Origin of the sequence: Methylobacterium sp. ME121 (assembly GCF_000974725.1) — a bacterium.
GTDB lineage: Bacteria > Pseudomonadota > Alphaproteobacteria > Rhizobiales > Beijerinckiaceae > Methylobacterium > Methylobacterium radiotolerans.
This window is the reverse complement of sequence record NZ_BBUX01000073.1, coordinates 1-23,124: the sequence shown is the minus strand read 5'-3', so window position 1 is coordinate 23,124 and position 23,124 is coordinate 1. Positions and strand designations below refer to the sequence as shown.

Annotated in this window: 28 protein-coding genes; 17 read left to right on the top strand and 11 right to left on the bottom strand. The window is 71.9% G+C overall.

Translation table 11 applies throughout. The features are described 5' to 3' along the window. Window positions 1-15: 15 nt before the first annotated feature. From ME121_RS27725 to ME121_RS27710, 4 genes are all read left to right on the top strand, one after another. Complete coding sequence (locus ME121_RS27725) at window positions 16-255, top strand: hypothetical protein (protein WP_043074439.1); 240 nt, start codon at window positions 16-18, stop codon at window positions 253-255. Window position 256: 1 nt separating this feature from the next. Continuing rightward, entirely contained in the window at window positions 257-1,375 is a 1,119-nt protein-coding gene (locus ME121_RS27720) for an RNA ligase (RefSeq protein WP_059409976.1), read from the top strand. A 121-nt stretch (window positions 1,376-1,496) separates the two neighbouring features. Then, on the top strand, window positions 1,497-1,928 hold the full coding sequence (locus ME121_RS27715) for a hypothetical protein (RefSeq protein ID WP_043074440.1): 432 nt from the start codon (window positions 1,497-1,499) through the stop codon (window positions 1,926-1,928). A 466-nt stretch (window positions 1,929-2,394) separates the two neighbouring features. Further along, on the top strand, window positions 2,395-2,703 hold the full coding sequence (locus ME121_RS27710; protein WP_043074441.1) for a hypothetical protein: 309 nt from the start codon (window positions 2,395-2,397) through the stop codon (window positions 2,701-2,703). A 75-nt stretch (window positions 2,704-2,778) separates the two neighbouring features. Here the strand turns inward: ME121_RS27710 and ME121_RS27705 are convergent, their stop codons facing one another. Both ME121_RS27705 and ME121_RS27700 read right to left on the bottom strand, forming a co-directional pair. After that, window positions 2,779-3,402: a hypothetical protein gene (locus ME121_RS27705; protein WP_052516918.1), complete on the bottom strand. Its 624-nt coding sequence runs from the start codon at window positions 3,400-3,402 to the stop codon at window positions 2,779-2,781. Window positions 3,403-3,499: 97 nt separating this feature from the next. Continuing rightward, window positions 3,500-3,973 (bottom strand): hypothetical protein, encoded by a 474-nt coding sequence (locus tag ME121_RS27700; protein WP_491892894.1) that lies wholly within the window; start codon window positions 3,971-3,973, stop codon window positions 3,500-3,502. Between the two features lie 185 nt (window positions 3,974-4,158). On the opposite strand from ME121_RS27700, the gene ME121_RS27695 reads away from it, so the two are divergent. The 9 genes from ME121_RS27695 to ME121_RS27660 all read left to right on the top strand — a co-directional run bounded on the left by ME121_RS27695 (window position 4,159) and on the right by ME121_RS27660 (window position 8,057). Beyond that, window positions 4,159-4,503, top strand: coding sequence for a hypothetical protein (locus ME121_RS27695; RefSeq protein ID WP_245337773.1), 345 nt, complete (start codon window positions 4,159-4,161; stop codon window positions 4,501-4,503). Continuing rightward, entirely contained in the window at window positions 4,500-4,739 is a 240-nt protein-coding gene (locus ME121_RS27690) for a hypothetical protein (RefSeq protein WP_043074442.1), read from the top strand. Before ME121_RS27695 ends, ME121_RS27690 begins: the two co-directional genes overlap by 4 nt. After that, window positions 4,736-4,972 (top strand): hypothetical protein, encoded by a 237-nt coding sequence (locus ME121_RS27685; RefSeq protein WP_043074443.1) that lies wholly within the window; start codon window positions 4,736-4,738, stop codon window positions 4,970-4,972. The genes ME121_RS27690 and ME121_RS27685 overlap by 4 nt, the downstream gene beginning before the upstream one ends. Before the next feature lie 2 nt (window positions 4,973-4,974). Then, the gene (locus ME121_RS27680) at window positions 4,975-5,496 is read left to right on the top strand and encodes a hypothetical protein (protein ID WP_059409974.1); all 522 of its coding nucleotides are present in this window, start codon (window positions 4,975-4,977) and stop codon (window positions 5,494-5,496) included. 98 nt (window positions 5,497-5,594) lie between these two features. Beyond that, window positions 5,595-5,744, top strand: coding sequence for a hypothetical protein (locus tag ME121_RS34400; RefSeq protein WP_160536115.1), 150 nt, complete (start codon window positions 5,595-5,597; stop codon window positions 5,742-5,744). A gap of 114 nt (window positions 5,745-5,858) precedes the next feature. Then, on the top strand, window positions 5,859-6,368 hold the full coding sequence (locus tag ME121_RS27675; RefSeq protein WP_059409973.1) for a hypothetical protein: 510 nt from the start codon (window positions 5,859-5,861) through the stop codon (window positions 6,366-6,368). Between the two features lie 92 nt (window positions 6,369-6,460). Next, window positions 6,461-6,742, top strand: coding sequence for a hypothetical protein (locus tag ME121_RS27670; RefSeq protein WP_043074446.1), 282 nt, complete (start codon window positions 6,461-6,463; stop codon window positions 6,740-6,742). Between the two features lie 93 nt (window positions 6,743-6,835). Beyond that, window positions 6,836-7,510, top strand: a complete 675-nt coding sequence (locus ME121_RS27665; protein WP_043074447.1) for a hypothetical protein — start codon at window positions 6,836-6,838, stop codon at window positions 7,508-7,510. Between the two features lie 64 nt (window positions 7,511-7,574). Beyond that, a complete protein-coding gene (locus tag ME121_RS27660) occupies window positions 7,575-8,057 on the top strand; it encodes a hypothetical protein (RefSeq protein WP_052516919.1) in 483 nt (160 codons plus the stop codon). Here ME121_RS27660 and ME121_RS27655 read toward each other — a convergent pair. The 6 genes from ME121_RS27655 to ME121_RS27630 form a co-directional block, all read right to left on the bottom strand. Then, on the bottom strand, window positions 8,054-8,617 hold the full coding sequence (locus ME121_RS27655; protein ID WP_043074448.1) for a metallophosphoesterase family protein: 564 nt from the start codon (window positions 8,615-8,617) through the stop codon (window positions 8,054-8,056). The genes ME121_RS27660 and ME121_RS27655 overlap by 4 nt on opposite strands. Window positions 8,618-8,698: 81 nt before the next feature. Then, entirely contained in the window at window positions 8,699-10,132 is a 1,434-nt protein-coding gene (locus ME121_RS27650) for a tyrosine-type recombinase/integrase (protein ID WP_043074449.1), read from the bottom strand. Between the two features lie 911 nt (window positions 10,133-11,043). Beyond that, the gene (locus ME121_RS27645; RefSeq protein ID WP_012320974.1) at window positions 11,044-11,331 is read right to left on the bottom strand and encodes a DUF8829 domain-containing protein; all 288 of its coding nucleotides are present in this window, start codon (window positions 11,329-11,331) and stop codon (window positions 11,044-11,046) included. A gap of 255 nt (window positions 11,332-11,586) precedes the next feature. Next, window positions 11,587-11,922, bottom strand: a complete 336-nt coding sequence (locus ME121_RS27640) for an AtuA-related protein (protein ID WP_012320975.1) — start codon at window positions 11,920-11,922, stop codon at window positions 11,587-11,589. An 18-nt stretch (window positions 11,923-11,940) separates the two neighbouring features. Then, entirely contained in the window at window positions 11,941-13,278 is a 1,338-nt protein-coding gene (locus ME121_RS27635; RefSeq protein WP_024829003.1) for an acyclic terpene utilization AtuA family protein, read from the bottom strand. Between the two features lie 25 nt (window positions 13,279-13,303). Continuing rightward, complete coding sequence (locus ME121_RS27630) at window positions 13,304-14,620, bottom strand: CitMHS family transporter (protein ID WP_024829002.1); 1,317 nt, start codon at window positions 14,618-14,620, stop codon at window positions 13,304-13,306. Between the two features lie 117 nt (window positions 14,621-14,737). Here ME121_RS27630 and ME121_RS27625 point away from each other — a divergent pair, with 117 nt between their 5' ends. Beyond that, window positions 14,738-15,664, top strand: a complete 927-nt coding sequence (locus tag ME121_RS27625) for a LysR family transcriptional regulator (protein ID WP_012320978.1) — start codon at window positions 14,738-14,740, stop codon at window positions 15,662-15,664. Window positions 15,665-15,679: 15 nt separating this feature from the next. Here the strand turns inward: ME121_RS27625 and ME121_RS27620 are convergent, their stop codons facing one another. Beyond that, window positions 15,680-17,500 carry an amidohydrolase gene (locus ME121_RS27620; protein WP_089231096.1) on the bottom strand — a complete coding sequence of 607 codons (1,821 nt, stop codon included), beginning with the start codon at window positions 17,498-17,500 and terminating at the stop codon, window positions 15,680-15,682. A gap of 314 nt (window positions 17,501-17,814) precedes the next feature. Between ME121_RS27620 and ME121_RS27615 the strand changes: the two genes are divergently transcribed. Together ME121_RS27615 and ME121_RS27610 are read left to right on the top strand one after the other, a co-directional pair. After that, window positions 17,815-18,087 (top strand): hypothetical protein, encoded by a 273-nt coding sequence (locus ME121_RS27615; protein WP_059409972.1) that lies wholly within the window; start codon window positions 17,815-17,817, stop codon window positions 18,085-18,087. 364 nt (window positions 18,088-18,451) lie between these two features. Beyond that, the gene (locus ME121_RS27610; RefSeq protein ID WP_059409971.1) at window positions 18,452-20,125 is read left to right on the top strand and encodes an ABC transporter ATP-binding protein; all 1,674 of its coding nucleotides are present in this window, start codon (window positions 18,452-18,454) and stop codon (window positions 20,123-20,125) included. Window positions 20,126-20,249: 124 nt separating this feature from the next. Here the strand turns inward: ME121_RS27610 and ME121_RS27605 are convergent, their stop codons facing one another. Then, window positions 20,250-21,221, bottom strand: coding sequence for a bifunctional helix-turn-helix transcriptional regulator/GNAT family N-acetyltransferase (locus ME121_RS27605; RefSeq protein WP_012320982.1), 972 nt, complete (start codon window positions 21,219-21,221; stop codon window positions 20,250-20,252). A 224-nt stretch (window positions 21,222-21,445) separates the two neighbouring features. Here ME121_RS27605 and ME121_RS27600 point away from each other — a divergent pair, with 224 nt between their 5' ends. After that, window positions 21,446-22,381 carry a helix-turn-helix domain-containing protein gene (locus tag ME121_RS27600; protein ID WP_059409970.1) on the top strand — a complete coding sequence of 312 codons (936 nt, stop codon included), beginning with the start codon at window positions 21,446-21,448 and terminating at the stop codon, window positions 22,379-22,381. Window positions 22,382-22,409: 28 nt separating this feature from the next. Here the strand turns inward: ME121_RS27600 and ME121_RS27595 are convergent. After that, window positions 22,410-23,124: alpha/beta fold hydrolase (locus ME121_RS27595; protein WP_059409969.1), on the bottom strand; the 715-nt coding region annotated here is incomplete at its 5' end.

Here is a 23,124-nt window from a genome sequence, read left to right as displayed (position 1 = left end):
CCTCAGGAGCGATCCATGACACGTGCACAGGAGCGCCTTGCCGCCCGGCAGGCAGCCACGGCGAGGCAGGAGCTCGACGGCTACGAGCGGGACCTCGCCGCGTGGCAGCCCGAGCCGCCCGAGGGGATCCTGCCGTGGGCGCACCAGGCCTACCGGCACGGCCTGCTCGCGGCACGGGATGACCTGCGGCGTGAGCTCGGACTGGCCCCGGCTGCCACCGCCATCACCACCGCCACCCACGAAGCACGAGGCTGAGATGCACCCCGCTCGCACGATCCCCTATGCCGACCTCGTCGCGGGCCTGGAGGCTGCGCGCGGTCGCGGCCTCGTCAGCCGCAAGGAGTGCCCCGAGACCGGGCTGCACATCTACTGCTACACCCAGCGGTGCGTGTACGACGACGCCTGGGACGCGTTCTCGCTGGTGGCCCGCGGCCTCATCGTCGACCCGGCGGAGCAAGCCGTCGTGGCCACCCCGTTCCCGAATTTCTTCAACCTCGGCGAGCGCCGGGGCGTGGCGCCGGACCTACCCTTCGAGGCCTTCGACAAGCTCGACGGCAGCCTGATCATCGCCTTCCACCACGCCGGCCGGTGGCGCACGGCGACCAAGGGCGCCTTCGTCTCGACCCAGGCGGCATGGGCGCAGGCCTGGCTCGATGCCCGGGACACCTCGGCCCTGGTGCCCGGCACCACCTACCTGTTCGAGGCGCTCTACCCGGAGAACGTGATCGTCGTCCGCTACGTCACCTCCGGGCTGGTCTTCCTGGGCGCCTACGATGACACCGGACGTGAGCTCGACAGGTCCGAGATGCTGCAGGTCGGCGACGCCACCGGGTTCTTCGTAGCGTGGAGGCACCCGTTCCAGTCGATCGCGGAGCTCGTCCGCATCGCCGGCGACATGCCCCGCACCATGGAGGGGTTCGTCGTCCGGTTCAGCGACGGCACGCGGCTGAAGATCAAGGGGTCCGAGTACAAGCGGATCCACGCGTTGATCTCGCGCTGCACGCCGCTCGCCGTGTGGGACGTGCTCAACGCCGGTCTGCCGCTCGACGACAAGCGCCGCGACCTGCCCGAGGAGTTCTGGGGGGACTTCGACGCGATCGTCAGAATCCTCGATGGCCGTGCCATGGCGCTGGCCGCCAAGATCCAGGCCGCCGCCAAGGCTGTCGAGCACCTGTCTGACCGCGAGCTCGGCCTGACGCTCGCGGCTCAGCCCGAGGACGTGCGGCCGTTCCTATTCGCCTACCGCAAGGCCGGAGGGGTGCTGAAGGGCAAGGTCTACACGGCGATGCTGCGGGCCATCAGGCCGAGCGGGAACGTCCTCGACGGCTACGTGCCGTCCTACGCCATGGGCCGCATGCTGGATGATGAGGCCTGACCATGGGCATGGTCGAGGGACTGATGACCCTGGAGCGGGCCATCCCCATCGCCGAGTCTGGCGGTCGCATCCACCGCCACGGCTGGATGCAGTCTGGACCGACCCGACCAGGGTCATCCCCGTGGGCAGCGCGCCGGGCAGCGTGGACCCGGGCGGCTATCCCTACTGGACGTCGGAGACCGTCCTCTCGCGCTCGCGTCAACTCTCGATGCGCTCGCCCGTGGACGTGACGGCCAACCGGATCCCGGCGGGCACGTGCGCGGTGCGCCGGCTCGCGACCCCGATCTCGATCCCGCTGGCCTGGACCGGTTCGGGGATCGTGCTGCTGCCCTCGCCGACCTCGGCCGCCTCGCCGCCGGCCACGACGTTCGAGATCCACGTCGACGGAGCCACCGTCGCCCCGGCCGCGATCCCCGCAGGCGGAGGGAGCATGCCGCTGACAGGGGCCGGGGCCCTTCTCGTGTCGCCGGGGTCGCTGATCGAGTTCGTCAACACGGGCGCTGCGCTATTCGGGGCCACGGTCGCTGTCGGGATCGCGGGCACCCACGTCTAGGCCATCGTTCCGGAGGCGAGTGAAATTCACGCCGACGAGTTGTCCTACCGTTACCTGCCTATTGTGTAACGAGGGAGTGCCTGACCGGAAATCGCGTTGCAACGCACGTCCACCCCCCGTTGCAACGCAGCTTATCCACAGACGAGTAACGCTCGCCCATGCTTCCGCGACCGGGGCTTTCCTGATTCAATACGGGACACCCCGCCTGGAACGCTCCTGAACCCCTAGTAACGCGCTTCTTGTACCTAGCCATTTCGGAAAACGTCGATTTCCCGAGTCGCGAGAGTCGCTTATCGGGCTGAATACAAAATTACAGAAAGGCTATTTAAGGCCGACGTCGGCCCGACGTCGGGCGCACGTCGGCCCGCGGCCCGGCCAGGGATCCCTTAACCGTGGCCAGCGGACCCCCGTTGACCCGGGACTCCCACTCGATTCTCCTGGGCTCACGGAACAAGGGAAGACGGCCATGAGCATGGGGACGGCAGCGGCGATCGAGGTCACAGGGACGATGGCCAGGGTCGGAAGCTCGATCGGCCTCGGCATCGCCATCGCCAAGGCCGAGCACCGGATCCGCCGCGAGCAGGCCGTCGACTCGGTCACGGAGCTGGCGATCCGCCTCCAGGAGGCCCGGCAGGCGCAGCGCGGCGCGCTCCGGCGTGCGGCCCAGGCCGAGGCCCGCCTTGGGGCCGCCCAGGCGGAGATCGCGGCGCTGCGGCAGGCACTGGCGCAGGAGAGGCACATGACGGCGGCGCTCCGGGAAGCCCTGGGCATCTGAGCCGCCGGGGACCGCCAAAAGAGAAGGGGCCCGCCGGGATGACCGGCGGGCCCCTTCTTCGTTCCTGGGGATGGCTCAGCGGAAGGCGGGGCGCGCCCCACCGAGGTCGTGGCGCTCGTCCCATGTCGGCTCCGCGATCGGGCGCGGCCCGCGCTTCGCCATCGCGGCCACCTCGGCCTCCATCGTCTTGAACGAGGTCCGGGCCTTCGCGGCCATCACGGCGATCTCGACCGTCCTGCGCGCCTCTGCCGCCGACTGTTGCTCGACGAATCGGACGTAGGACGGCAGCAGGGGCGAGCCCTCGGCGACGGTCTTGGCGGCGACGTGGCGCGTCAGATCCGGCACCGCGACCTTGCAGACTTTGGCGAGCTCGGCCCGGTTGAGGCTGCGCAGCCAGTCGGCGACGGGCTCCGAGATGTGGGGCACATGCTCTGCGAACGCGGCCTCCCCGCCATCCTTGAGCGCCTGCGCGGCGTGCTGGACGAACAGCCCGAACCCGGGGGTTTCGAAGTTGAAACCCGGGTCGGTGGCGTCGTCCTCGGCGACGGCGTCGTCGGCCACGCGGCGGGGCGTCAGCGCCGGGTTCGGGAAGACGCTCCTGAGCAGCGCGCCGGGGACCTGCAGGCCGTAGCCGACGGCGGTGCCCAGGCCGCCCATGATGCGGGCCAAGATGGAGGCGAGGCGGGCGAAGAAGGACATGTGAACCCCTGTGCGTAGGGGGCGCGGTCACTGGCGCCGGCCCCTCATCCGGAGCAGAGCACTCCGCCATGAGAGCCACAAAGCGCGCAGGCGCGCACTAGCCACCGAGGGCCGCGATTTCCGCCCGGGTGGCCCGGCGCATGAAAGCCTGCCGGCGCGTGCATCTCTCTGCGAAATAATAGGAATTCCCGGCCGGGTGGACCCCGTCTTGGAACCCGTGGTGGCCGACGAATCGGGTGAGATGCAGCGGCAGGGCCTCCAAGTCGGCGCGGTGGTGGTGCTCGCGCTCGGCGGCCCTGTCCTCGGCGCCGGCCGGGTCGATGATGTCCCACGCCTGGGCACGCGTGATGGCATTCAGGCCGTCCGGGGTGACCAGGTACGTATCGTCATCCCATGGCGTCTGGCGCGCGGTCGTCACGACCGCGCCGACGGGCAGGTCGTGCGCGGATTTCCACGTCGTCTGCGCCTCGTCGATGTAGTGCGGCCGCTTGGGATAGCTCTGGAATCCGGCGACCAGCCGGTCCTCCAGGCGCGTGCGCGTCCCGCTCCACACGAGGACCGGCCGGAACACGGCCCCGGCCCTCATCACTACCGTCACCGTCCCGGACGCCGGGGGCGAGTCCTGGGCAGGACTCAGCCTCGATTCACCATGGGGCGCGTTCGTTATCGTAGAACCCTTTCTAACCGCAAAATTTGCGATTACATCTCGTACCACTGAGGCCAATCGTGGACTCAAAGGGACCGGGAGGCAAGGGGATGGGCGCGCCGATGTACATAAGGGATGGGGAGTACCGGGCGCCGCCTGCGCTGCTGCGCCAGCTCCTGGATGTGGGTGAGACCAGGGCGTCGATCGCGCGGATGCACGGCGTCGAGGAGCACCGCGTCGCCTACCGTTGCCGGCGGCTCGGCATCGGGAAGCCCAATGGGCGCGCGCCGAACGCCCAGGCGCTCGCTATGGCCCTGGCGCACACCGACATCCCGATCGCCCGGATCGCCGCGGCCTACGGCTGCAAGCCCAGCACGATCGCCAAGGCCGCCGCCCGGCACGGCCTGCCCACGGACGAGCGGGGCCGCGAGGCGCTGCGGGAGTCCCGGTCGTGAGCCGGCGCCCCCTGACGGACGAGGACGTCCGCATCGTGCTCTCAGCCGCCGTCCGGATTGCGGGCGGACAGAGGGTCTGGTCGCGGCTGCACGAGATCAACCAGAGCTACGTCGGCAAAGTCCTCGCGGGGAAGCGGGATCCGGGAGAGCGCGTCCTGGCCGCCCTCGGCCTCGCCGAGCTGCCGCGGCGATACGGCCCCGTCGATGCGCCCGCGAAGCCGGGGGCGGTCCGATGATTCCCGATCTCCGCTCCGCCCTGAGGGAGGGCATCGCCGCCGCGGCGGGCGAGCCCATCGACCGGCTGCTGACGGCCGGCACGCTCACGCCGGCCGGGGTCGCGCTGTTCGGCACCGACAGCCCGCAGCTGATGGCCGTCGTCTGGGTCGGGACGTGGGGCTGGGCGTACGTCGCGCTGGGCGCCCTCGCCTGGCTCGCCGGCGTCCGCACCGGCATCCGGTGGGGGGAGTAGCCATGCCGCAGGAATCCCTGATCCCCGCGCTGGACGACCTGCTCGTCGTCGAGCGCGTCGCCCCCGGTGAGGACGCCCTGGTCAAGGCCTTGCTCCGCCTGGCGCTGCCCTGGGTGCCGCCGGAGGTGCCTCTCCCCGTCGTCCTCGTGACGGCCATCGAACACGACGCCATCGGAGGCCTCACCGCCGAAGTCCTGCTGTTCGACGGCGGCCGCGCTGGCCTCTGGTTCCCGCCGCCGCTCGCGCCGGGTGCCCCCCAGCGCGTGCGGTTGCTTGACGGAGAGCGCCAAGTCCCGATCGGCTACGACCGGGCTCGCAGGGTCTGGCGGCGCTACCCCGATCTCGCCCTGCTGACCGGCGACGCCCGCGAGGCCCTCGCTCGGCTCGACGTCGATGACGCCGAGTATCTGCACAAGGCGGAGAAACGGCGCGAGGCCGCCCGCCGCGCCGCAGAGACCAGGCGGCGCAACCGCCTGGCCAGAGAAGCGGCGGAGGGCGGCGCTGGCGGCAGGGGTGGCGCCTGAGCGACATGGTGAACAAAAACGTTCACCTACCCATTGCCTCCGTTTCAGTGAACCATTATGTTCACTGAGAGAGCAGAACGCTTCTCGCGGAGGCCAAGATGACCCAGCCCACCACCACCCCCACGATCCCTCAGACCTCGATCGAGATCCCCCTCGACGCCCTCGTGGCGATCGTCGAGGCCAAGAACGCCGAGCTCGTCGAGCTGCCCGTGACCGGCGAGGTCCTCCCCTTCCCCACCGTCCTCTGACCACCGCCGGGGGTTCGCCCCGGCCCTTCCACCAGCCGCCCTCGCGCAAGGGCGGCTCGTCGAGGGGCCTACCCACCCGCCCGACCTCGCGGGCACGATCTCGGAGAACGCCACGTGGCCATTCAGATCACCAAGTCCGGCACCGACCTGTTGGTGCAGACGCCGCACATGAACACGAATTTCAACAAGCGCCTCAGAGACATGGGCGGCCGCTGGGAGTCCCCGGCCTGGCGCGTCGACGCCCGCAACGAGGCCTTGGTCCGGGCCGCACTCAAGCGGTCCTACGGCGGCGACGGCGAGGGCGAGCCGGACACCGTTTCCCTGCAGTGCCACATCGAGAAGGACAGCTGGCAGGGACCCGTCGAGGTCGCCGGCCGGGTCATTGCCCGGGCCTTCGGGCGGGACTCGAGCGCCAAGCTCGGCGAGGGCGTGGTCCGCCTGGAGGGATCCGTCACGTCGGGCGGCTCCAGGGCCAACTGGCGGACCGTAGTGGACGCGGTCGTCGTGATCCATGACTGCCCCCGCAAGGTTGCCGAAAAGGCGATGGCCGACGGCTACGTCGGCGTGACCGATGCCCGCCTGTACGTCCCGGACGTTGCTGCCCTGGCAGAGGGCGTGGACTGACGCCCGCCTCGGGGCCGGCGCCGCGATTCCGCGGATCTCGCCGGCCTCGCACGGGCCTCAGCCGAGCCGCCCCGCCAACTTCGGAGACACCCGTGTCATCTTCCCAGACCCACTCTCGTGCCCGCGCCAACTACGATGCCGCCAAGGCCGCCAGCGCGGCCGCCTACCGCGAACTCGTCCGTGCCCGGGACGCCTCCTCCGCCGCGTTCGCCCACGGCACCCCAGACGCGATCGCTGCGGCATCCGCCGCGGAGGAGCGCGCCGAGGTCGCGTACCGCGAGGCCGCCGACGACGCCCGCATCGCCCGCGACGAGCGTGAGGATGCGCACGACTGGGACCGCCCCCGCGATGGGTTCGGGAACTACCGCGACTGAACCCAGCAGCCGGGGCCCCGTGCCCCGGCCCTTCTCCGGACCGCCCTCGGCCAGGGCCGTCCCGACAAGGGCCGATGCCATTCGGAGGCGGTCATGGAACGCACCTGTCACTACACGCTGCTTAGGGCGCTCCGCGAGGCCGCGTCCGTCACGTCGCTCAAGCACCACGAAAGCGCGCCGTTGCGCCTGCTGCATGGGGTGACGTCGCTGTACGGGCCGATCCGTCCCTCGGGTCCGAGCCACACGCTGTTCGTGGCCGTCGAATCCCCTCGCCTGACACCGGCGCTGAACAGGTTCGCCCAGGCCTTGCGGACGCGGGAGATCCGGGACGTGGCGAGGGGAAGGGTGCGCCACGCGTCCGAACGCGTCGTGCCCGTCCCGAACGTGTCGGCCCTCTGCGCCGGCCGCTCGATGGCGCACATCGCCGGCGGCAGCACGGAGCACGCGCGCCTCCGCGAGAACGGGACCGCCCTGTGCCGGGCGGCAATCGCCGAAGCCGAGGCCTGCGTCGCGGCGGCCATGCGAGCCCGGGTGGAGACGAGCAGGGCATCGTGCGCCGAGCACGCACGCGTCGCCCTGGAGGCCGCCCGTCACGTGGCGGAGGAATTCGAGCTCGGCGCCGCCGTCGTCGTGCCCGCCTTCTCCGTGCTGGCCCCGGACCTCTGGGACCTCGTCGCACCCGCGTATGCGCGCGAGGCCGCGATGCTCGGAGGGCCGGTGCAGCTGCCAGACGACGACGCCGATGCGATGGAGGCACTCGTCTGGTGAACGCGTGTGTTCACTTCCTCCAGTTGGTGATACGATCCGTTCACTAAGGGGCGACGAGGTACCGATGGGAGCGCGCGAGTTCACTGACGCGGGAGAGCGCGGACGCCGCCGGGACCTCGTCCGCCGGATCGGGGATGCGTCCTTCGGCGCGAGGACCGGGACCTGGCACGCCGATTTCGCCAAGGCGATCCACGAGGCGACGGGTCGCGAGATCGGGCGCGCCCGCGTGGCGCAGTGGCTCCTGGAGACCGATGCGGCGAAGCCAGTCCCGAAGTGGGTCGTCGATTCCCTGCCGGCGATCGCCCGGGCCGCCGCGGCCGACCTGCGGACGCGGGCCGCCACCCTCGATGCCGCCGCCGACGATGCAGGGGCCCCGCCCGGGGCCCAAGGCGAGCCCGGGTCGGACGGCGAGCCACCGCGCGAATCTGGGTCGCCCGCGGCCGAGGCCGCCCCTGAGGAAGACTTCGACCTTGACGCCTTCGTGGGGCAGGTCCTCGCCGCCGGGCCGGTCGACTGGAGCGAGACGCGCGGGCAGGACCTGCTCTAAGCCCTCTCCCGCCGCTCCCGGACGAGCCGCTGCTCCTCCGGCTCCAGCTCGGACCGCTCGACCCGGGCGACGACCTGGGCGAGGCTGGCCGGTTCCATGCCGGGCCATGCGTCCACGCCGACGTCCAGGCTCAGCCGAGTCGGCTCGAACAGGCCGTGCACGTGGCCGTAGGCATGGATGGCGCTGCCCATCGACCCCCGCCACGCGCGCATAGGAAAATGGCAGAGGACGAGCTTCTGCCCCTCGACCGTCGTCTCGACGAGGTCGCGCGGCGGCTCGGCCCACGGAAGGTCGAGCGTGTCGCGGTGGTCGTGGTTGCCTCGGACCAGGCGCTTCGTCCCGTTGAGCCTGTCGAAGATCTCGCGCAGCGGCCCCGCCTTCAGCCTCATGGCGAAGTCGCCAACGTGCCAGACGTCGTCCGCCGGCCGGACCCGGGCGTTCCAGGCCGCGACCATGGCCTCGTTCATGGCCGAGGCGTCGCGGTCGTCGAAGGGGCGGCCGCACATTCTGGCGATTTGGGAATGCCCGAAGTGCTGGTCGGCGGTCAGGAAAATGGTCATGGCGAGGATCCGTAGGGGGCGGACCCCCTGCGAGGCCCTAGGGTTTGGCGGAGGAGTCGGGATTCGAACGGGGGAACGGTTTCATGCTTGCCTCCTGCGGCGCGGTGTAAGGCTGCGGTCCTCGATGACGACGCTGCCGTCGAGCGGGGGCATCCGCACCTTCTTGATGGCCTCTATGGCGGCCCCCATCTCGGGGCCGTCGCTGTAGCGGCCGAGCGTCAGCCCGGACCGCTTGTGGCCGACGATGGCCGCAATGAGGTCGCCCGGGACGGCCGCGCGCTCCATCTTCGTGATGAACCATCTTCTGAATGAATGAAAGTTGATTAGAGACCTTCTCTTGCCTTCCAGCTCATCACGAACCTTGATATCACGCGAATACTTGGTGAACCTCTTCGAATAATATGATGAACGCGGCTTGACCGAGGGAGGCTTGGGGGCCGGCCACTCGGGGAACAGGTCGTCGTCGGGCTTCTTGCCCTCGATGCGCCGGCGCACGATCGGCAGCAGGTCCGGGTGGATCGGCACGTCGCGCGAAGACTTCTCCTTCTTCTGCGGCTTGAAGGTGAACCAGCCGTCGTCGCACTCGCCGACGCGCAGGTCGATCACCGCGTCGAGCCGGGCCCCGGTCAGGGCCGCCACCCACATGACGTCGAGCATGGACCTGCCCTCGGGCGGGTCGCCCATGAACAGGCGCTGCATCTCCGAGTCCGTGAACGCCCGCTCCTCCTCGTCGTGCGCGACCTTGTCCTTGGCGATCGTCAGGTCATGGAACGGGTTCCCCTTGGCGAAGCCCCGCTTCGACAGCCAAGACCAGTAGAACTTGAGCCTCCCGAAATACTTCGCGTTGGATCCCCACGCGAGCCCGGTGTAGGCGGGCATCTCGTCCATGTACCGGAGCGCGACGGGCCGGGTCACGTTCTCGATGAAGGGCTGGATCGGAGGGTTCCGGGTCGACAGCCAGTCCAGGAAAATCCCGAGCGCCCGCGGCTCGTCGAGCTTCGACCGGTCCGCGATCTTGAGCGTCCGCATGAACGACTCGTGGTGGTAGGCGATCGGCGTGCTCCCACGGACGATCTGCCGGTACTCCTCCGCCTCGGCCAGGGCCTCCTTCGTGGGGATGCGGATCTCGTCCGGGCCGAGCTCGGGGTTCCACACCGTCTTGTAGGTCGCCCCCTTGCTGAGGATCTTGTCGATGCGCTCGTTCATGCCCTGGCGGAGGAAGTGCTCCATGTCCTCGTCCGCGTCCTGCAGCATGCCCCGGACCTCCAGGGCCTCGGCGAGGAGGCTGTGCTTCTTGCCTCCGCGCGCCGTCCAGGCATCCTCGATCCGGCGCTTGAACTCGGCGATGACCTGCGGGGCGCGAGCCCTCGCGATGAGCAGGGACTGCGTGTCCAGCCCCTTGACGAGGCGCTGGCCGAGCTGGTCCTGGAGCTGCCGGGGGACCGCCATCGTCACGCGGTAGTACCCCTTATACTCGGCGAGGTAGCGCACGCCTGTGTTGGTTCTGCGGGGCACTGGATGGACGTCCTCGGGAGGGGGTTCGTACCGCAGTCGTACCGCTATCTCGAACCGCGATTCCGTGCAATCGCCGGGGCTTGCTTATCCTAGAATCGGTTAAGCGATGCTTGGGGTCTAATCCCTCCGTCTCCGCCAGCACCGTCGAAGGTGCTGATGAATCGGCATTTTCTTCCTTCGCCCGACCGGCTTGGTCACTCGGCGCCACCTTCGCCGCGGGGGAATAAAGCCCGAGTGCCGCGCGCTGATTGTCCGCGATGCAAGGCGCGCTGCAACGGAGCATCCTCTGGAGCACCGCGTTCCGATGCGCGCTCGCCGAGACCTTCCCGATGGCCGAAGCCTGATCCGGGCGCGGGCCCTCCCGGATGGGACCTCCGCCGATCCCGACGCGGCTCCGGCCCCGGATTCGGCGCGGCCTTCGTCCCATGCGGCATGACGGGCCGCGCTTCCGCTCTGTCCCAACCGGCCGCCCTGAGCGGGTGCGGCGGACCGCTCACCACCGGTGTGTCGGCGTTCCGGACACGGTGCGCGGCTCGCCGTACCGGCAGCCCTTCACCGTGATGCAGGCACTGTAGACACGGTCGCCGACGGGGCGGCCCTTGAACTGGGCGCCACCCCTGGAGGCTCGGGTCGGCGGCGCCGAAACCGGTGCGCGCGACGCGGGCGAACAGGGTGGTCCCGCGCCGGCAGGAACGGGTTACCGTTCCGGTCGGCGGCCGCGAAGGTCTGGACGGCCCGGCTGGATGACACGCACGACGCCGGCCCACGGGCGCCGAGGGAGCAGGCCGAGCCGCCCGCGCAAGGCGCCGTCGGTCCGATCCGGTTGCGCGCCGGTGCGGTCGGTGAGGACCTGCGCCCGCGCGGAGTCCCGGCGGCCGCCTCCTCCGCGCGTCGCCCCGCTCGGGGCGCTCTCAGACGGCCCAATCCGCCGCCAGCGCGGCGGCCGCGTACCGGGCGCGCGCCGCGGCATCCCGCGGGAGCCCGGCGCGCTCGCACCACGCCGCGAAGATCTCCGGCTCAATCGGCACGCGCACGACCTCGACGCCGCTGCGCTGCACCTCCCGCTCCATCTGCTCCGTGGCGATGCGCCAGGTCTCGTAGTCGGGCGGCAGCTTGGCACCGTCCGCGAGGCTGGTGCGCAGGGCTTGGTACTGCTCCGGGGCGTACCAGGGCAGTCCGACGCGACGGGGGCGGTCCATCTGGGCTCTTCGAACGGTCACGCTGAACGACCGTCAACGGTCGTGGGCGGCCTGTGGTTCGAACCCGGATCGCGGGCCGCCCGCGATCATGCCGCAGCGGCCGAACGCCCGATGGCCGCGCCGGCGGCCGACCGCTAGCCGATGGGGATGGATCCGCTCGTTCTCACCCTCATGGACTCGGCCCTCACCTTCTCGAGCTTCCTCGTGCTGCTCGGCTGGCGCTGAGGCCCGGGATCGCGCGGCGGGCCGGCGGCCTCACCGCGGCGGCGCGCCCCCGGTTCCGGGCCGGTCCGGGATGTCCAGATCGAGGAGCGCGGAGCCGAGGCCCTTGCCGTGCGCGTCGAGGGCCAGGGAGCGGGTGACGCCGCCGCCGAGCGCGCCCGTGAGCACGAAGTTCAGCGCCCCGATCTTCGGCAGCGCGTAGCGGGTCACACCGCCGGTCACGATCCCGCGGAAATGCTCCCGCACCCGCTCGGCCGTGACGTGCGCCGCGAGGTGCTCGTAATCCGCCGCGTCGTAGGCGATCAGCGCGATGTTCGACGTGTTGCCCTTGTCGCCCGTGCGGGCATGGGCGAGCGCGCGCAGCTTCATCCTCGGGACTCCCGGCTCTCAGGCTTCGACGACGTGCACGCGCGGGCGGGCGAGCGCGGCGGGGACGAGGACCGACTGCACCGCCACCACCTCGCGGGCCGATTTCCAGGCGCCGCCGCCGCCGGCCGGGCCGTTGGTGTAGAGCGTCTCGACCTCGTTGCCGATCCGCACGGCCTCGGCGTGGGTCTCGGTCCGCCCGGCGACCCGCAGGCGGACCTCGTAGGGCTCGCGCCCGCCCGACAGCGCCGCGCCGTGGAGCGCGTCGACGCCGATCAGGTCGCAGCGCAGCTCGCGCGTCGCCACGCCGGTGAGGGCGAGGCGCTCGCGCACCACCGCCAGGGCGAGACGGCCGCGGGCCAGGGCACCGGGCCCGGCGTAGGAGATCTGCCCCTCGCCGATATAGGAATCGACGTACCCGACCGAGACCTTCAGGAGGCCCGTCGCGGGCGCGCCGGTCGCGCCGCTCACCCGGACGCGGTCGGGGCCGACCTGCTCCATCTCGACCCCGGAGAAGTCGCCGACCACGTCCGGCTGGAGGTAGCGGGCCGGGTCGTGCACCTCGTAGAGCAGCTGCTCCTTGCAGGTGGCGAGGCTGATCCGGCCGCCCGAGCCCGCGACCTTCGCGATCTCGACGGTGCCGTCCTCGGCCACGATCCCGATGGGGAAGCCGAGGCGCGCGAGGTCCGGGACGTCCTTGCAGCCGGGATCGGCGAAGTAGCCGCCGGTGATCTGGCCGGCGCATTCGAGGAGGTGGCCCACGAGGGTGCCGCGGCCCAGGCGCTCCCAATCGTCCATCGCCCAGCCGAAGGCGTGCACGAGGGGGGCCAGGAATAGGGCCGGGTCGCCGACGCGGCCGGTGATGACCACGTCGGCGCCGTCCGCGAGGGCGGCCACGATCGGCGCCGCGCCGAGATAGGCGTTCGCCGAGACGATGCGGTTGCCGAGGCTGGCGACCGGTTCGCCGCTCTCCTCCAGGACGAAGTCGCCGGCCCGCACCGCGTCGAGCAGGTCGTCGCCCGTCACCGCCGCGATCCGCAGGCCGGCGAGGCCCATCTCCCGCGCGAGCGCCCCGGCCTTCCGGGCAGCGGCGACCGGGTTGGCCGCGCCCATGTTGGTGACGACGCGGATGCCGCGAGCCCGGCACGGCCCGAGCACGGCCCGCAGCCGCGCCTCCAGCAGCGGGTCGTAGCCGCCCTCGGGGTCGCGCAGCTTCGCCTGCTGCGCCAGCGCGATGGTGCGCTCGGCGAGGCACTCGAACACGAGGTAGTCGATGTCGCCGCGCTCCGCGAGCTCGACGGCGGGCTCGATGCGGTCCCCGGCATAGCCCGCGCCGGCACCGAGGCGGACGATTCTCATGGCGCGCTCTCCGCTGTCAGAGGGATCAGAGGGGGAAGACCCCGAGGACGACGCAGGTGAGGGTCATCACCACCGAGGCCGCCAGCAGGAACGGGAAGGTGAACTTCTGGTGGTCGGCGAGGTCGATCCCGGTCAGGCCGCAGACCAGGAAGGTCGCGGGCGTCAGCGGGCTGACGGGGAAGCCCGTCGTCATCTGGCCGAGCAGCGCCCCCTGGGCGACCTGCACCGGCGGGACGCCGAGCTGGTGGGCCACCTCCGCCACCACCGGCAGGACGCCGAAGTAGAACGAGTCCGGGTCGAACAGCATCGACAGGGGCATCGACACGAGGCCGAGCGCGAACGGGATGTGGCGCCCCATCTCCGGCGGCACGAAGGTGACGGCCGTCTGGGCCATGGCCCTGAGCATGCCGGTGCCCTGCATGATCCCGGTGAACACGCCGGCGGCGAGGAGGATCGAGGCCATCAGGATCGCGGCCCTGGCGTGCGCGTCGATCCGCTGCCGCTGGGCGTCGACCTGCGGGTAGTTGATGACCAGCGCGAGCGCCGTGCCGAGCATGAACATCAGCGCCGGCGGCACCTTCTCGGCCAGGAAGACCATCGTCCCCAGGACCGCCGCCGTGAGGACGAGGTTGATCCAGAAGCGGTCGGGGCGGCGCAGGGTCCGCTCCGCGTCGCTCAGGATCCGGGCGGTCGCGGCCGGGCCGGGGGCGGCCCCCGCGGCGCCGGGGACGTGGGCCAGACGGCGCTCCTCCCGAAGGCCGAGCCAGTACGAGACGGCGAAGATGAAGACGAGGCCGACCGCCTGAACCGGCACGAGGGGCGAGAAGATCTCGGGGATCGGCAGCTTCAGGGCGGCGGAGGCGCGGATCATCGGCCCGGTCCAGGGCAGGAAGTTCACGCCGGCCGCCATCGAGGCGGCGCAGGCCAGGATGCGCCGGTCGATGCCGACGCGGTCGTAGAGCGGCAGCATCGCCGGGATGGTGATCAGGAACGTCACCGCACCCGACCCGTCGAGGTGGATCAGCAGCGCCAGCAGGGTGGTGCCGGGCACGATCCGGGTGGGGCGGGTGCCGACCCGGGCGAGGATCCGGTCGATGATCGGGTCGAGCATCCCGGCATCGCTGACGATGCCGAAGAACAGGATCGCGAACACGAACATGCCGACGACGCCCGCGAGGCTCTGCAGGCCCGCGAGGACGAACTTGCCGGTGTCGAACCCGAACCCGCCGATCAGGGCGGCCGCGACCGGGATGACGATCAGCGCCACGAGGGGCGACATCCGCTTGGTCAGGATGACGGCGAGCAGCAGCGCGATCGTGCACAGGCCGAGCAGGGCCAGCATCCGTTCCTCCCGTTGGGCGCCGGCGCGGTTCGAATCCGCGCCTGTATCGGGTCAGGAGACGGCGGAACACTTCATGACACAATTGAAAAGATCGGATCGCAGCGATAGCCTGAGCTTATGGATCTCAACCTGCGGCAGGTGCGGGCCTTCGTGTCGGTCGTCCAGGCCGGCAGCTTCACCCGGGCCGCCGCCCTGCTGAACCTGTCGCAGCCCGCCCTGACGGTTCAGATCCGGCGCCTGGAGGAGACGCTCGACGCGCGGCTCCTCGACCGGACCAGCCGCACCGTCGCGCCGACGCGGCTCGGCCGCGACCTGCTGCCCGTGTTCCAGCGCGTGCTGCGCGACCTCGACGCGGTGGTGGTCGACACCCGCGACCTCGCGGCGCGGCGCCACGGGGTCGTGCGCGTCGCGACGCTGCCGTCCTTCGCGGCGAGCGTGCTGTCCGACGCGATCGTCCGCTTCCGCGCCGAGCACCCCGCCGTGACCTTCCGGATCAAGGACGTCATCGCGCAGCGGGTGCTCGACCTCGTGCGCGGCGAGGAGGCGGATCTCGGCATCGTCGGCGGCGACGTCCGCGATCCGGAGATCGGCGTCCTGCACAGGACGCGCGACGCCCTGCACGTGATCTACCCCGCCGATCACCCGATCGGCGCGCTGCCCCGGGTCACGATCGCGGCGCTCGCCGAGCACCCCCTGATCCTGATGGATCCGGCCACGAGCGTGCGGGCGGTCGTCGACCGCGCCTTCATCGGCTCGGGCCGGCTGCCCCGCGTGGCCTGCGAGGCCACCTACATGATGACCGCGGTCAGCATGGTCCGGGCCGGCCTCGGCCTGACGATCCTCCCGGGCGCGGCGCGGGAGATCCGGGCCGAGCCCCTGCTCCGCTCGCGGGCGATCGATGACCCGCTGTTCGAGCGTCCGGTCTGCCTGATCAAGAAGGCGGGGCGGACGATGCCGCCGGCCGCCGAGGCGTTCTGCCGGATGGTGGCGGACCGGCTCGCGGATCCGGGCGGGACAGACGCCGGCGCCGCGCCGAGCCCCTGAGCGGCGGTCGGATCCTCAGGCCCGGTGCCGCACGACGCCGTCCATCATGGTCAGGACGACCGCGGTCCGGTGGATCTCGTGCGGATCGATCGCGAGGATGTTGCGGTCGAGGACGATCAGGTCGGCGCGCTTGCCCACCTCGACCGACCCGATCCTGTCGTCCATGCGGAGCTGATAGGCGGCGCCCATCGTGTTGGCGTGGATCGCCTCCGCGACCGTCAGGCGCTCCTCGGCCGGGCTCAGCACGGGCGCGTCCGGCCGGCCGACCAGCTGGCGCGTCACGCCGACCTGGATCGACTTCAGGGGCTCGTAGGTCGAGACGTAGCCGGCCGCCGGCCAGTCCGTGCCGAAGGAGACGCGCCCGCCCTGCCTCAGGATCGTCCGGGTCCGGTACATCCGGCTGGCCCGATGCGCGCCGTAGCGCGCCATCATGTTCTGCAGCGTGTCGGGATCGGCCGACGACCAGTTGGCCGAGAACTGCGCGGTCACGCCGAGCCGGGCGAAGCGGGGCGCGTCGCTGTCCTCGACATAGACCAGGTGCGCGATGGCGTGCCGCCGGTCGCGGGCCGGGTTGTTCGCGACGGCCTTCTCGATGGCGTCGAGGGCGACGCGGGCGGTGCGCTCGCCGCAGGCGTGGACGTGGACGTCGAAGCCCGCCGCGTCGACCGCGCCGACGAGGTCGTGCCACTGCGCCTCGGTGAAGGGCGACCCTCCGGTCGAGTCGGGCAGGTCGGCGTAGGGCTCGATCAGCCACGCCGTGTAGCCGCCCTGCGAGCCGTCGCCGACGATCTTCACGATGTCGACGTGCACGAACTCGCTCGAGACCTGCCGACGCACGGCGTTGAACTGCTCGACCGTGTCGTCGATCGGCAGCGACTTCACCGAGTAGGAGGCGGAGACGCGGAACGGCAGCGTGCCGCGCTTCTCGGCCTCCGCGTAGAGCGCGATGATGGCGGCCTGATCGCTGCCGACGGGCGGGACGCCCGCGTCGAAGACCGTGGTGATGCCCGCGGCCGCGGCCTTGGGCAGCCAGCCCTCCAGCAGGCTGCCCATGGCGGCGACGCTGATGGGCTCCACGGCGTTGACCAGCTCGAGGACCGCGTTGACCTCGAGCACGTAGCCGGTGGGGTCGCCCTTCTGGTCGCGCGCGTAGTAGCTGAAGCGCGGGATCGGGTCGGGCGTGTCCCGGTCGACGCCGGCCATCGCCAGCGCCCTGGAATTGGCCCACAGGCTGTGCCCGTCGATGGCGAAGAAGAAGGCCGGCCGGTCCGGCAGGATGGCGTCGAGTTCGGCCCGGTTGGGGCCCTCCGGGGGGAACATGTCGACGCGCCACCCGAAGCCGCGGATCGGTCCGGTCGGATGCGCCCGCGCGTGGGCCTCGATGGCCGCGAGGACCTGGGCGAGGTCGTCGAGCTGCAGGTCGACCCCGGACGTCAGGAACGCGCCGAGGAACGGGTGGGTGTGGCCCTCGACGAAGCCGGGCATCAACAGCCGGCCCTCGAGATCCACCACCTGCGTGGCCGGGCCGGCCAGCGCCATCGCGCCGGCCGCGTCCCCGACATGGACGATGGTGTTGCCGCGGACCGCGACCGCTTCGGCCCAGGGGGCCGGCCCCGCCACCGTGTAGACGGGACCGTTGTGGAACACGACGTCGGCCGGCCCCGCCGCGGCCGCGCGGCCGCTCCCCTGTCCGGCGCGGGCGCCCGTCGCGGTCACGGCCGTCGCGGTCATGGCCGTCGCGGTCATGGCAGCGCCCGACCGCAGCACCGCGCGCCGATTGACGGCGTGTCCGCCGAAGGCCTGGAAGTGGGGCGCCCAATCACACGCGACGCACATGAACGCCTCCCGCCTCCCGGTCCCGACGAGACCCGATCCTGTTCTTGTAAATACTTAGCTAAAATTTATTAGAGATTAGCTAAGAGCCGTCCGCCCAGATCTCGCGGGACGATCGAGACGACCAGTTCAGGTCGCCCGGGTCGGCGGCCGGCCCGGGCAAAGATCCGATCACGCCGATCGCCATTGGGACTCTATCGGCCAGTCGGATTACGGGGGATAGTGGAGCCGTCCGGCTCACGATCGGACGAAGGCGGTTCCGCCAGGCGACGGATACTGCCAGGTTGCTTCACGCGCGCTCGATGACGGGAGGTACAATGACCCGAACCCTCTTCCGCCCCGCGGGCCTGGCCTTGCTGAGCTTGGCCGTGCCCGCCACGCTCGCGGCCCAGGGCCTGGCGCCCGACCAGACCGGCACGGGCGGCGGCCCGGCCTCGACGATCACGGCGCCGAACACCAACAGCCTCGGTGTGACCAAGCCCCCCGGCACGTCCCTCGGCCCGGGCGAAGTGCCGCCGCCCGCCGTGCAGGAGCGCGAGCGCGCCCGGCTCAACAAGATCGAGCGCAGCATCTGCGACGGCTGCAACTGAGCGCGGGCGTGGCCGGTCGCGACGCCCGAGGCAGGGCCCCTCGCTCCCGGCCCGGTCGCTCAGCGGCCCGGGTCTCGTCCCGGACATCGCGTCCAGCGTCTCGTCTGGGCGCGCATCTCCACTCTTGTGCGGGATCTGACGTCTACTGTGCCGTGAGCCTCCCCAGCCTGGAGCGGCTCGCTGCACATCGCCCGGGCTTCGTCCCCGTTGTTGCGGTCCGACCGGATCCGCGGTCCGCGGTCCCACCGCCGCGGGATCCTGCCGTTCCCGATCGTGCCGGGCCGGGCAGCCGCGCGACGCCCGGGTAGACGAGGCCGCGCGCACCGACGATCCTGTCCGGCGCCGGAAACGAACCCCCGCAGCGATGGCGCCGATTCTCCGCTCCCTTCTCCGCGCCTACTGGCACGAGGCGCGCTGGACGATTCTGCTGGTCCTGGCCGCCACCCTCGCGGGCGCCGTAGCGGCGGTGTCGGCCCCCTACCTGTTCTCCCGCGCCGTCGACGCGCTCGCGCGCGGGCCGGACACCGCGGCGGCCCTGCATCTGCTGCTGCTCTACGCGGTCCTCTACGGGGTCGCGAGAGCGTGCGGTCAGGCCGCCCGCTTCATGGCCTTCCTGTCCGCCGAGCGCCTCGGCGTCATCGCCAACGCTGCCTTCTTCGCCCGCCTTCTGCGCAAGACCCCGGCCTTCTTCCTCGACCATAACCCCGCGGAGGTCGGCAGCGCCCGACAGGAAGGCGCCCGGACCCTCAACGTCGTCACGCAGCTCGCGATCGGCGGGCTCCTGCCGGGCGCCGTGCAGATCGGCGTCGGGGCCGCACTCCTCGGCAGCCTCCTGAACTGGGAGACGGCCGCGATCGTGCTCGTCTACGGGGCCGTCGTGATCGGCCTGGACTACCTCCGCATCGGGCGCGTGCGGCCCTTTCTGGACGCCGCCATGGAGCGCGGCCAGGAGAACGCGCGGCTCGTCGGCAACGCCATCACCCTCATCGACACGCTCCGCCAGACCCGCGGCGAGGCCTGGATCAGCGCGCGCTTCGCGGCCGGGGCCGCGGACGCGTACGCGAACTGGCGCCGGTTCGCGCTGGCGAGCGGCGTGTTCAGCGGCGCCCTCGGGGCCGCGGCCGCGCTGCAGCTGGCCGTGACGTTCCTGATGCTCCTCCCGCGCTACGAGGCCGGGCTGCTGTCGGTCGGCGACATCGTGCTGTTCAACACGATGCTGATCCAGCTCAGCGAACCGTTCCACCTCGTCGGCATGGCGATCAAGGAGACCGCGGAGGCCGCCGCCCGTTTCCGCCCGCTGGCCCGGATGTGGGCCGCGCCCGAGGAGGCCGAACCGTCCGATCCGCTCCCCTACCGGGGGGCGGAGGGGACGATCGCGGTCGAGGCGGTCGGCTTCCGCTACCCGAACGGGCGCGGCGTCGCCGACCTGAGCTTCACCGCCCGCCGCGGCAGGCCCACCTTCCTCGTCGGCGAGACCGGATCGGGCAAATCCACCGTCCTGAAGATGCTGCTCAAGGGGCTCGCCCCGACCGAGGGGCGGATCCTGGTCGACGGCGTCGACCTCGCCCGGGTGCGCAGCGGCGACTGGTTCGCCCATGTCGGCGTCGTGCCCCAGGACGTGATGCTCCTCAACGACACCCTGGCGGTCAACATCGTGCTGGGGCGCCCGTTCGACGCCGCGCGCCTGCGGGCGGCCGCCGAGCGGGCGTCGATCCTGGCGCGCGTCGAGGCCATGCCGGAGGGTTTCGAGACGGTGGTGGGCGAGCGCGGCCTGAAGCTGTCGGGCGGCGAGCGGCAGAGGATCGCGATCGCCCGCGCCCTCTACGCGGATCCGAGCGTCCTCGTCCTGGACGAGGCCAGCTCGGCGCTGGACGCGGAGACGGAGCGCCAGGTCATGGACGGCCTGCGTGGGCAGGCCGACCGGCTGACGATCGTGGCGGTCACCCACCGGATGACCTCGGTCCGCGACGGCGATCAGGTCGTCCGCCTGGCGTCGGACCGCGCGGGGCGCGCGCCGGTCCCGGAGGCGGCCGTCTGACGCCGGGGCCCGCGGCCGACGGCAGAGCGACACCGTCCGCGGGCCAGGGCGTCTGCGGATCCTCTGCCGCCGAGCCGAGGGCGCGAGCCGGGACGCGGGGAATGGTAGCCCCGGGCCGGCGGTGTCACAGGGGGTAGCGCATGGCCACGTTGCAGCGGGCATAGCGCCGGCCGAACCGGTCCATGATCTCCGGATCGTGCCGGAATCCGACCTTCTCGTACAGGTGCACGGCGGCCTCGCACCGGGTGTTGGTGAGCAGGTAGAGCGTCTCGATCTCCATCGCCGCGGCGCGGGCCAGCACCGCCCGCAGCAGGTGCTCGCCGGCCTTGCGGCCCCGGGCCCGCGCGGACACGGCCATCTTGGTCAGCTCGTAGCAGCCCGCATCCGTCCGCATCAGCGCGCAGGTGCCGACGATGCCGAGATCCGCCGACTCCACGAAGAGGATGAGCCCGCCGCGGTCCAGGATCTGGCCGCGGGGATCGGACAGGATCCGGCGGTCGTTCTCCTCCAGCGCGAACATCGCCTCGATCCACTCGGCGTTGATGTCGCGGAAGCGGCCCGCCAGCGCGTCCGTGTAGTCCCGGATCGTCAGGCCCGTCGCGGCGTCGCCGGCCGCGTCGTCCTCACGGATGCGGGCCGCGAACGGGACGGCGTCGAGCCTGCGCTCCAGCGCGGCGATCTGATCCAGCAGGGGCCCCGACAGCCCGGCGCACAGGCCCGCGACGGCCCTGTCGACGCGCGGCCAGAGCGCGCCCTTGGCGCGCGCCACCAGGGCCTCGCCCGCGCCGCTGAGCGACAGGGCTTTCTGGCGAAGGTCCGCACCCGACCGCGCCTCGTCGAGCAGTCCGAGCTCGACGAGGCTGGCCGCCGTGCGCGTGGCCGCCGGCTGGCTGACGCCGAGGACGGCGGCGGCGTCGCCGATGGTCAGCGGGCCGTAACGGTCGATGGCGGCGAGCAGCGGGAACTGGGCCGGCTGGATACCGAGCCCCTCGTCCCGCAGGATCCGGGCGGCGTCGGCCTGGAAGCGGTCTGCGAGACGCTTGAGACGGCTGCCCAGGAACAGCGGTCCGAGATCGTCGAGGATGTCTGCGGGCATGTGGTCCTCCGGGCCCGTTTTATATAACGCGTTATGTTTCGTGCAAGCCCGTGCGGCTCCGGGGCCTTCGCGCACCGGCGCCACCGCGGTCGCGCGGTGGATCAGGGGCCCCCGCGGCCGCCCCGCCGGGGCCGGCTGCAAGCGATCGTAGATTGTGTCCGATAGGGACTGGCCGGATGCGCAACGTAAGGTAAAATCGTCAACCCTCGGTCGTCGGTCCCGCCGTGAACTTCGTACCCCGGTCCCTCTTCACCACGGATGCCCTGCCGGAGCGCGACCGGTTCGCCGCGTGGCGGGCGCTGTTCTCGGCCCACGACCTCGACGCCGATCCGCACGGCTTCACGGGCCGGATCGAGACGACGCTGATCGGCCCGATGGCCCTGCGCGTCATGAACGCCGCGCCGCAGGGGCCCGCGCGGTCCCGGTCCCAGATCCGGCGCGACGGACAGGACGGCTTCGTCCTGCACCTGAGCCGGCACGCCTACAGCGTCGAGACCGAACGGGGCGTGGTGGAGGTTCCGGCGGGCGCGGTCAGCCTCAACGACCTGTCGCAGCCGTACCGCCGCAGCCGGGTTCCGGAAACGGACTCGCTGATCCTGGCGGTCTCGCGCGCCGCGATCGCGACCGTGCTGCCGGACGAGGACGCGATGCACGGGCTGATCCTGTCCGGCGGCGCGGGCCACCTCCTCGCCGACCACATCCGGAGCCTGGCGGCGCACAGCGACGCGATCACCGCGACCGACGCGGCCCATATCGCCCAGGCCACGCTCCACATGGTCGCGGCCTGCGCGCGCCCGAGCCTGGACGGGGCGGCCCGCGCGGCCGCACCGCTCGAGGCCGCCCGGCTCAGGACCGCGAAGCGGCTCATCCGCGGCCAGCTCGCCGCGCCGCCCCGGATCGACGCGATGGCGCGGGCGCTCGGCATATCGCGCTCCCAGCTCTACCGCCTGTTCGAACCGGAAGGCGGGGTGGCACGCTACCCCGCGCGGCAGCGCCTCGCGGCCGTGCGGGCCGCCCTCGACAATCCGCTGGAGCCGCGGTCGATCGGCGAGATCGGGGAGGCCTACGGCTTCGGGAGCAGCGCCCAGCTCAGCCGTGCCTTCCGGGAGGCCTACGGCCTGACGCCGCGCGACTACCGCGCCTCGCGCAGCGGCGGCTGATGCGACCGGGACCGCCGCGGCCGAGCCGTCACGCGCCGCGCCCCGGATCGATGGCCGGCTGTTCGCCCGGCACCGACGGGGTCGCGCGGCGCGCGGTTCGCGCGATCGCTTCGGCGATGGGGCCGTGCAGCGACGGCGGCAGGTCGTGTCCCATCCCCTGGATGGGCAGCCAGGCCGCGCCGGGGATCGAGTCGGCAATGTCCTGCCCGCAGGCGAGCGGGAACAGGGGATCCTCGGTCCCGTGCACCACGAGGGTCGGCGCGCGGATCGCCGCCAACCGGGCGCGTCGGTCGCCCGCGAGGACCAGCGCGGCGAGCTGCCGTCCGAAGCCGCCCGGGACGTAGCCGCGGCGCAGCTCCGCGCGGATGAGTGCCCGGTACGCCGCCTCGTCCAGAGGGTCGGACCGGCCGGCCAGCCGCCGGGCGACGGCGACGGCCTGCGCGACGAAGCCCGCCTCGTCCAGCGACGGGTCGGGGGCGGGCCGCATCATCAGGGCCATCGCGTCGGGCGCGGCCGGGGGCAGGCCCGGGTTGCCCGTGCTCGACATGATCGCGGTGAGGGATCCAACCCGTGCGGGATGCTCGCTCGCCAGGATCTGGGCGATCATGCCGCCCATGGAGCGGCCGACGACGTGGGCGCGGCGGACCGACAGGGCATCGAGCAGCCCGACCGCGTCCTGCGCCATGTCGGCCAGCGTGTAGGCGAGGTCCGGCCGCCGACCTTCGGCCAGCGCCGCCGACAAG

Excerpts from the sequence above, each read along its gene's own strand:
- ME121_RS27725 (WP_043074439.1), top strand. The coding sequence starts at position 16 with ATGACACGTGCACAGGAGCGCCTTGCCGCCCGGCAGGCAGCCACGGCG.
- ME121_RS27720 (WP_059409976.1), top strand. The coding sequence starts at position 257 with ATGCACCCCGCTCGCACGATCCCCTATGCCGACCTCGTCGCGGGCCTG.
- ME121_RS27710 (WP_043074441.1), top strand. The coding sequence starts at position 2,395 with ATGAGCATGGGGACGGCAGCGGCGATCGAGGTCACAGGGACGATGGCC.
- ME121_RS27705 (WP_052516918.1), bottom strand. The coding sequence starts at position 3,402 with ATGTCCTTCTTCGCCCGCCTCGCCTCCATCTTGGCCCGCATCATGGGC.
- ME121_RS27695 (WP_245337773.1), top strand. The coding sequence starts at position 4,159 with ATGGGCGCGCCGATGTACATAAGGGATGGGGAGTACCGGGCGCCGCCT.
- ME121_RS27685 (WP_043074443.1), top strand. The coding sequence starts at position 4,736 with ATGATTCCCGATCTCCGCTCCGCCCTGAGGGAGGGCATCGCCGCCGCG.
- ME121_RS27680 (WP_059409974.1), top strand. The coding sequence starts at position 4,975 with ATGCCGCAGGAATCCCTGATCCCCGCGCTGGACGACCTGCTCGTCGTC.
- ME121_RS34400 (WP_160536115.1), top strand. The coding sequence starts at position 5,595 with ATGACCCAGCCCACCACCACCCCCACGATCCCTCAGACCTCGATCGAG.
- ME121_RS27665 (WP_043074447.1), top strand. The coding sequence starts at position 6,836 with ATGGAACGCACCTGTCACTACACGCTGCTTAGGGCGCTCCGCGAGGCC.
- ME121_RS27660 (WP_052516919.1), top strand. The coding sequence starts at position 7,575 with ATGGGAGCGCGCGAGTTCACTGACGCGGGAGAGCGCGGACGCCGCCGG.
- ME121_RS27655 (WP_043074448.1), bottom strand. The coding sequence starts at position 8,617 with ATGACCATTTTCCTGACCGCCGACCAGCACTTCGGGCATTCCCAAATC.
- ME121_RS27645 (WP_012320974.1), bottom strand. The coding sequence starts at position 11,331 with ATGGACCGCCCCCGTCGCGTCGGACTGCCCTGGTACGCCCCGGAGCAG.
- ME121_RS27640 (WP_012320975.1), bottom strand. The coding sequence starts at position 11,922 with ATGAAGCTGCGCGCGCTCGCCCATGCCCGCACGGGCGACAAGGGCAAC.
- ME121_RS27635 (WP_024829003.1), bottom strand. The coding sequence starts at position 13,278 with ATGAGAATCGTCCGCCTCGGTGCCGGCGCGGGCTATGCCGGGGACCGC.
- ME121_RS27630 (WP_024829002.1), bottom strand. The coding sequence starts at position 14,620 with ATGCTGGCCCTGCTCGGCCTGTGCACGATCGCGCTGCTGCTCGCCGTC.
- ME121_RS27625 (WP_012320978.1), top strand. The coding sequence starts at position 14,738 with ATGGATCTCAACCTGCGGCAGGTGCGGGCCTTCGTGTCGGTCGTCCAG.
- ME121_RS27620 (WP_089231096.1), bottom strand. The coding sequence starts at position 17,500 with ATGTGCGTCGCGTGTGATTGGGCGCCCCACTTCCAGGCCTTCGGCGGA.
- ME121_RS27615 (WP_059409972.1), top strand. The coding sequence starts at position 17,815 with ATGACCCGAACCCTCTTCCGCCCCGCGGGCCTGGCCTTGCTGAGCTTG.
- ME121_RS27610 (WP_059409971.1), top strand. The coding sequence starts at position 18,452 with ATGGCGCCGATTCTCCGCTCCCTTCTCCGCGCCTACTGGCACGAGGCG.
- ME121_RS27605 (WP_012320982.1), bottom strand. The coding sequence starts at position 21,221 with ATGCCCGCAGACATCCTCGACGATCTCGGACCGCTGTTCCTGGGCAGC.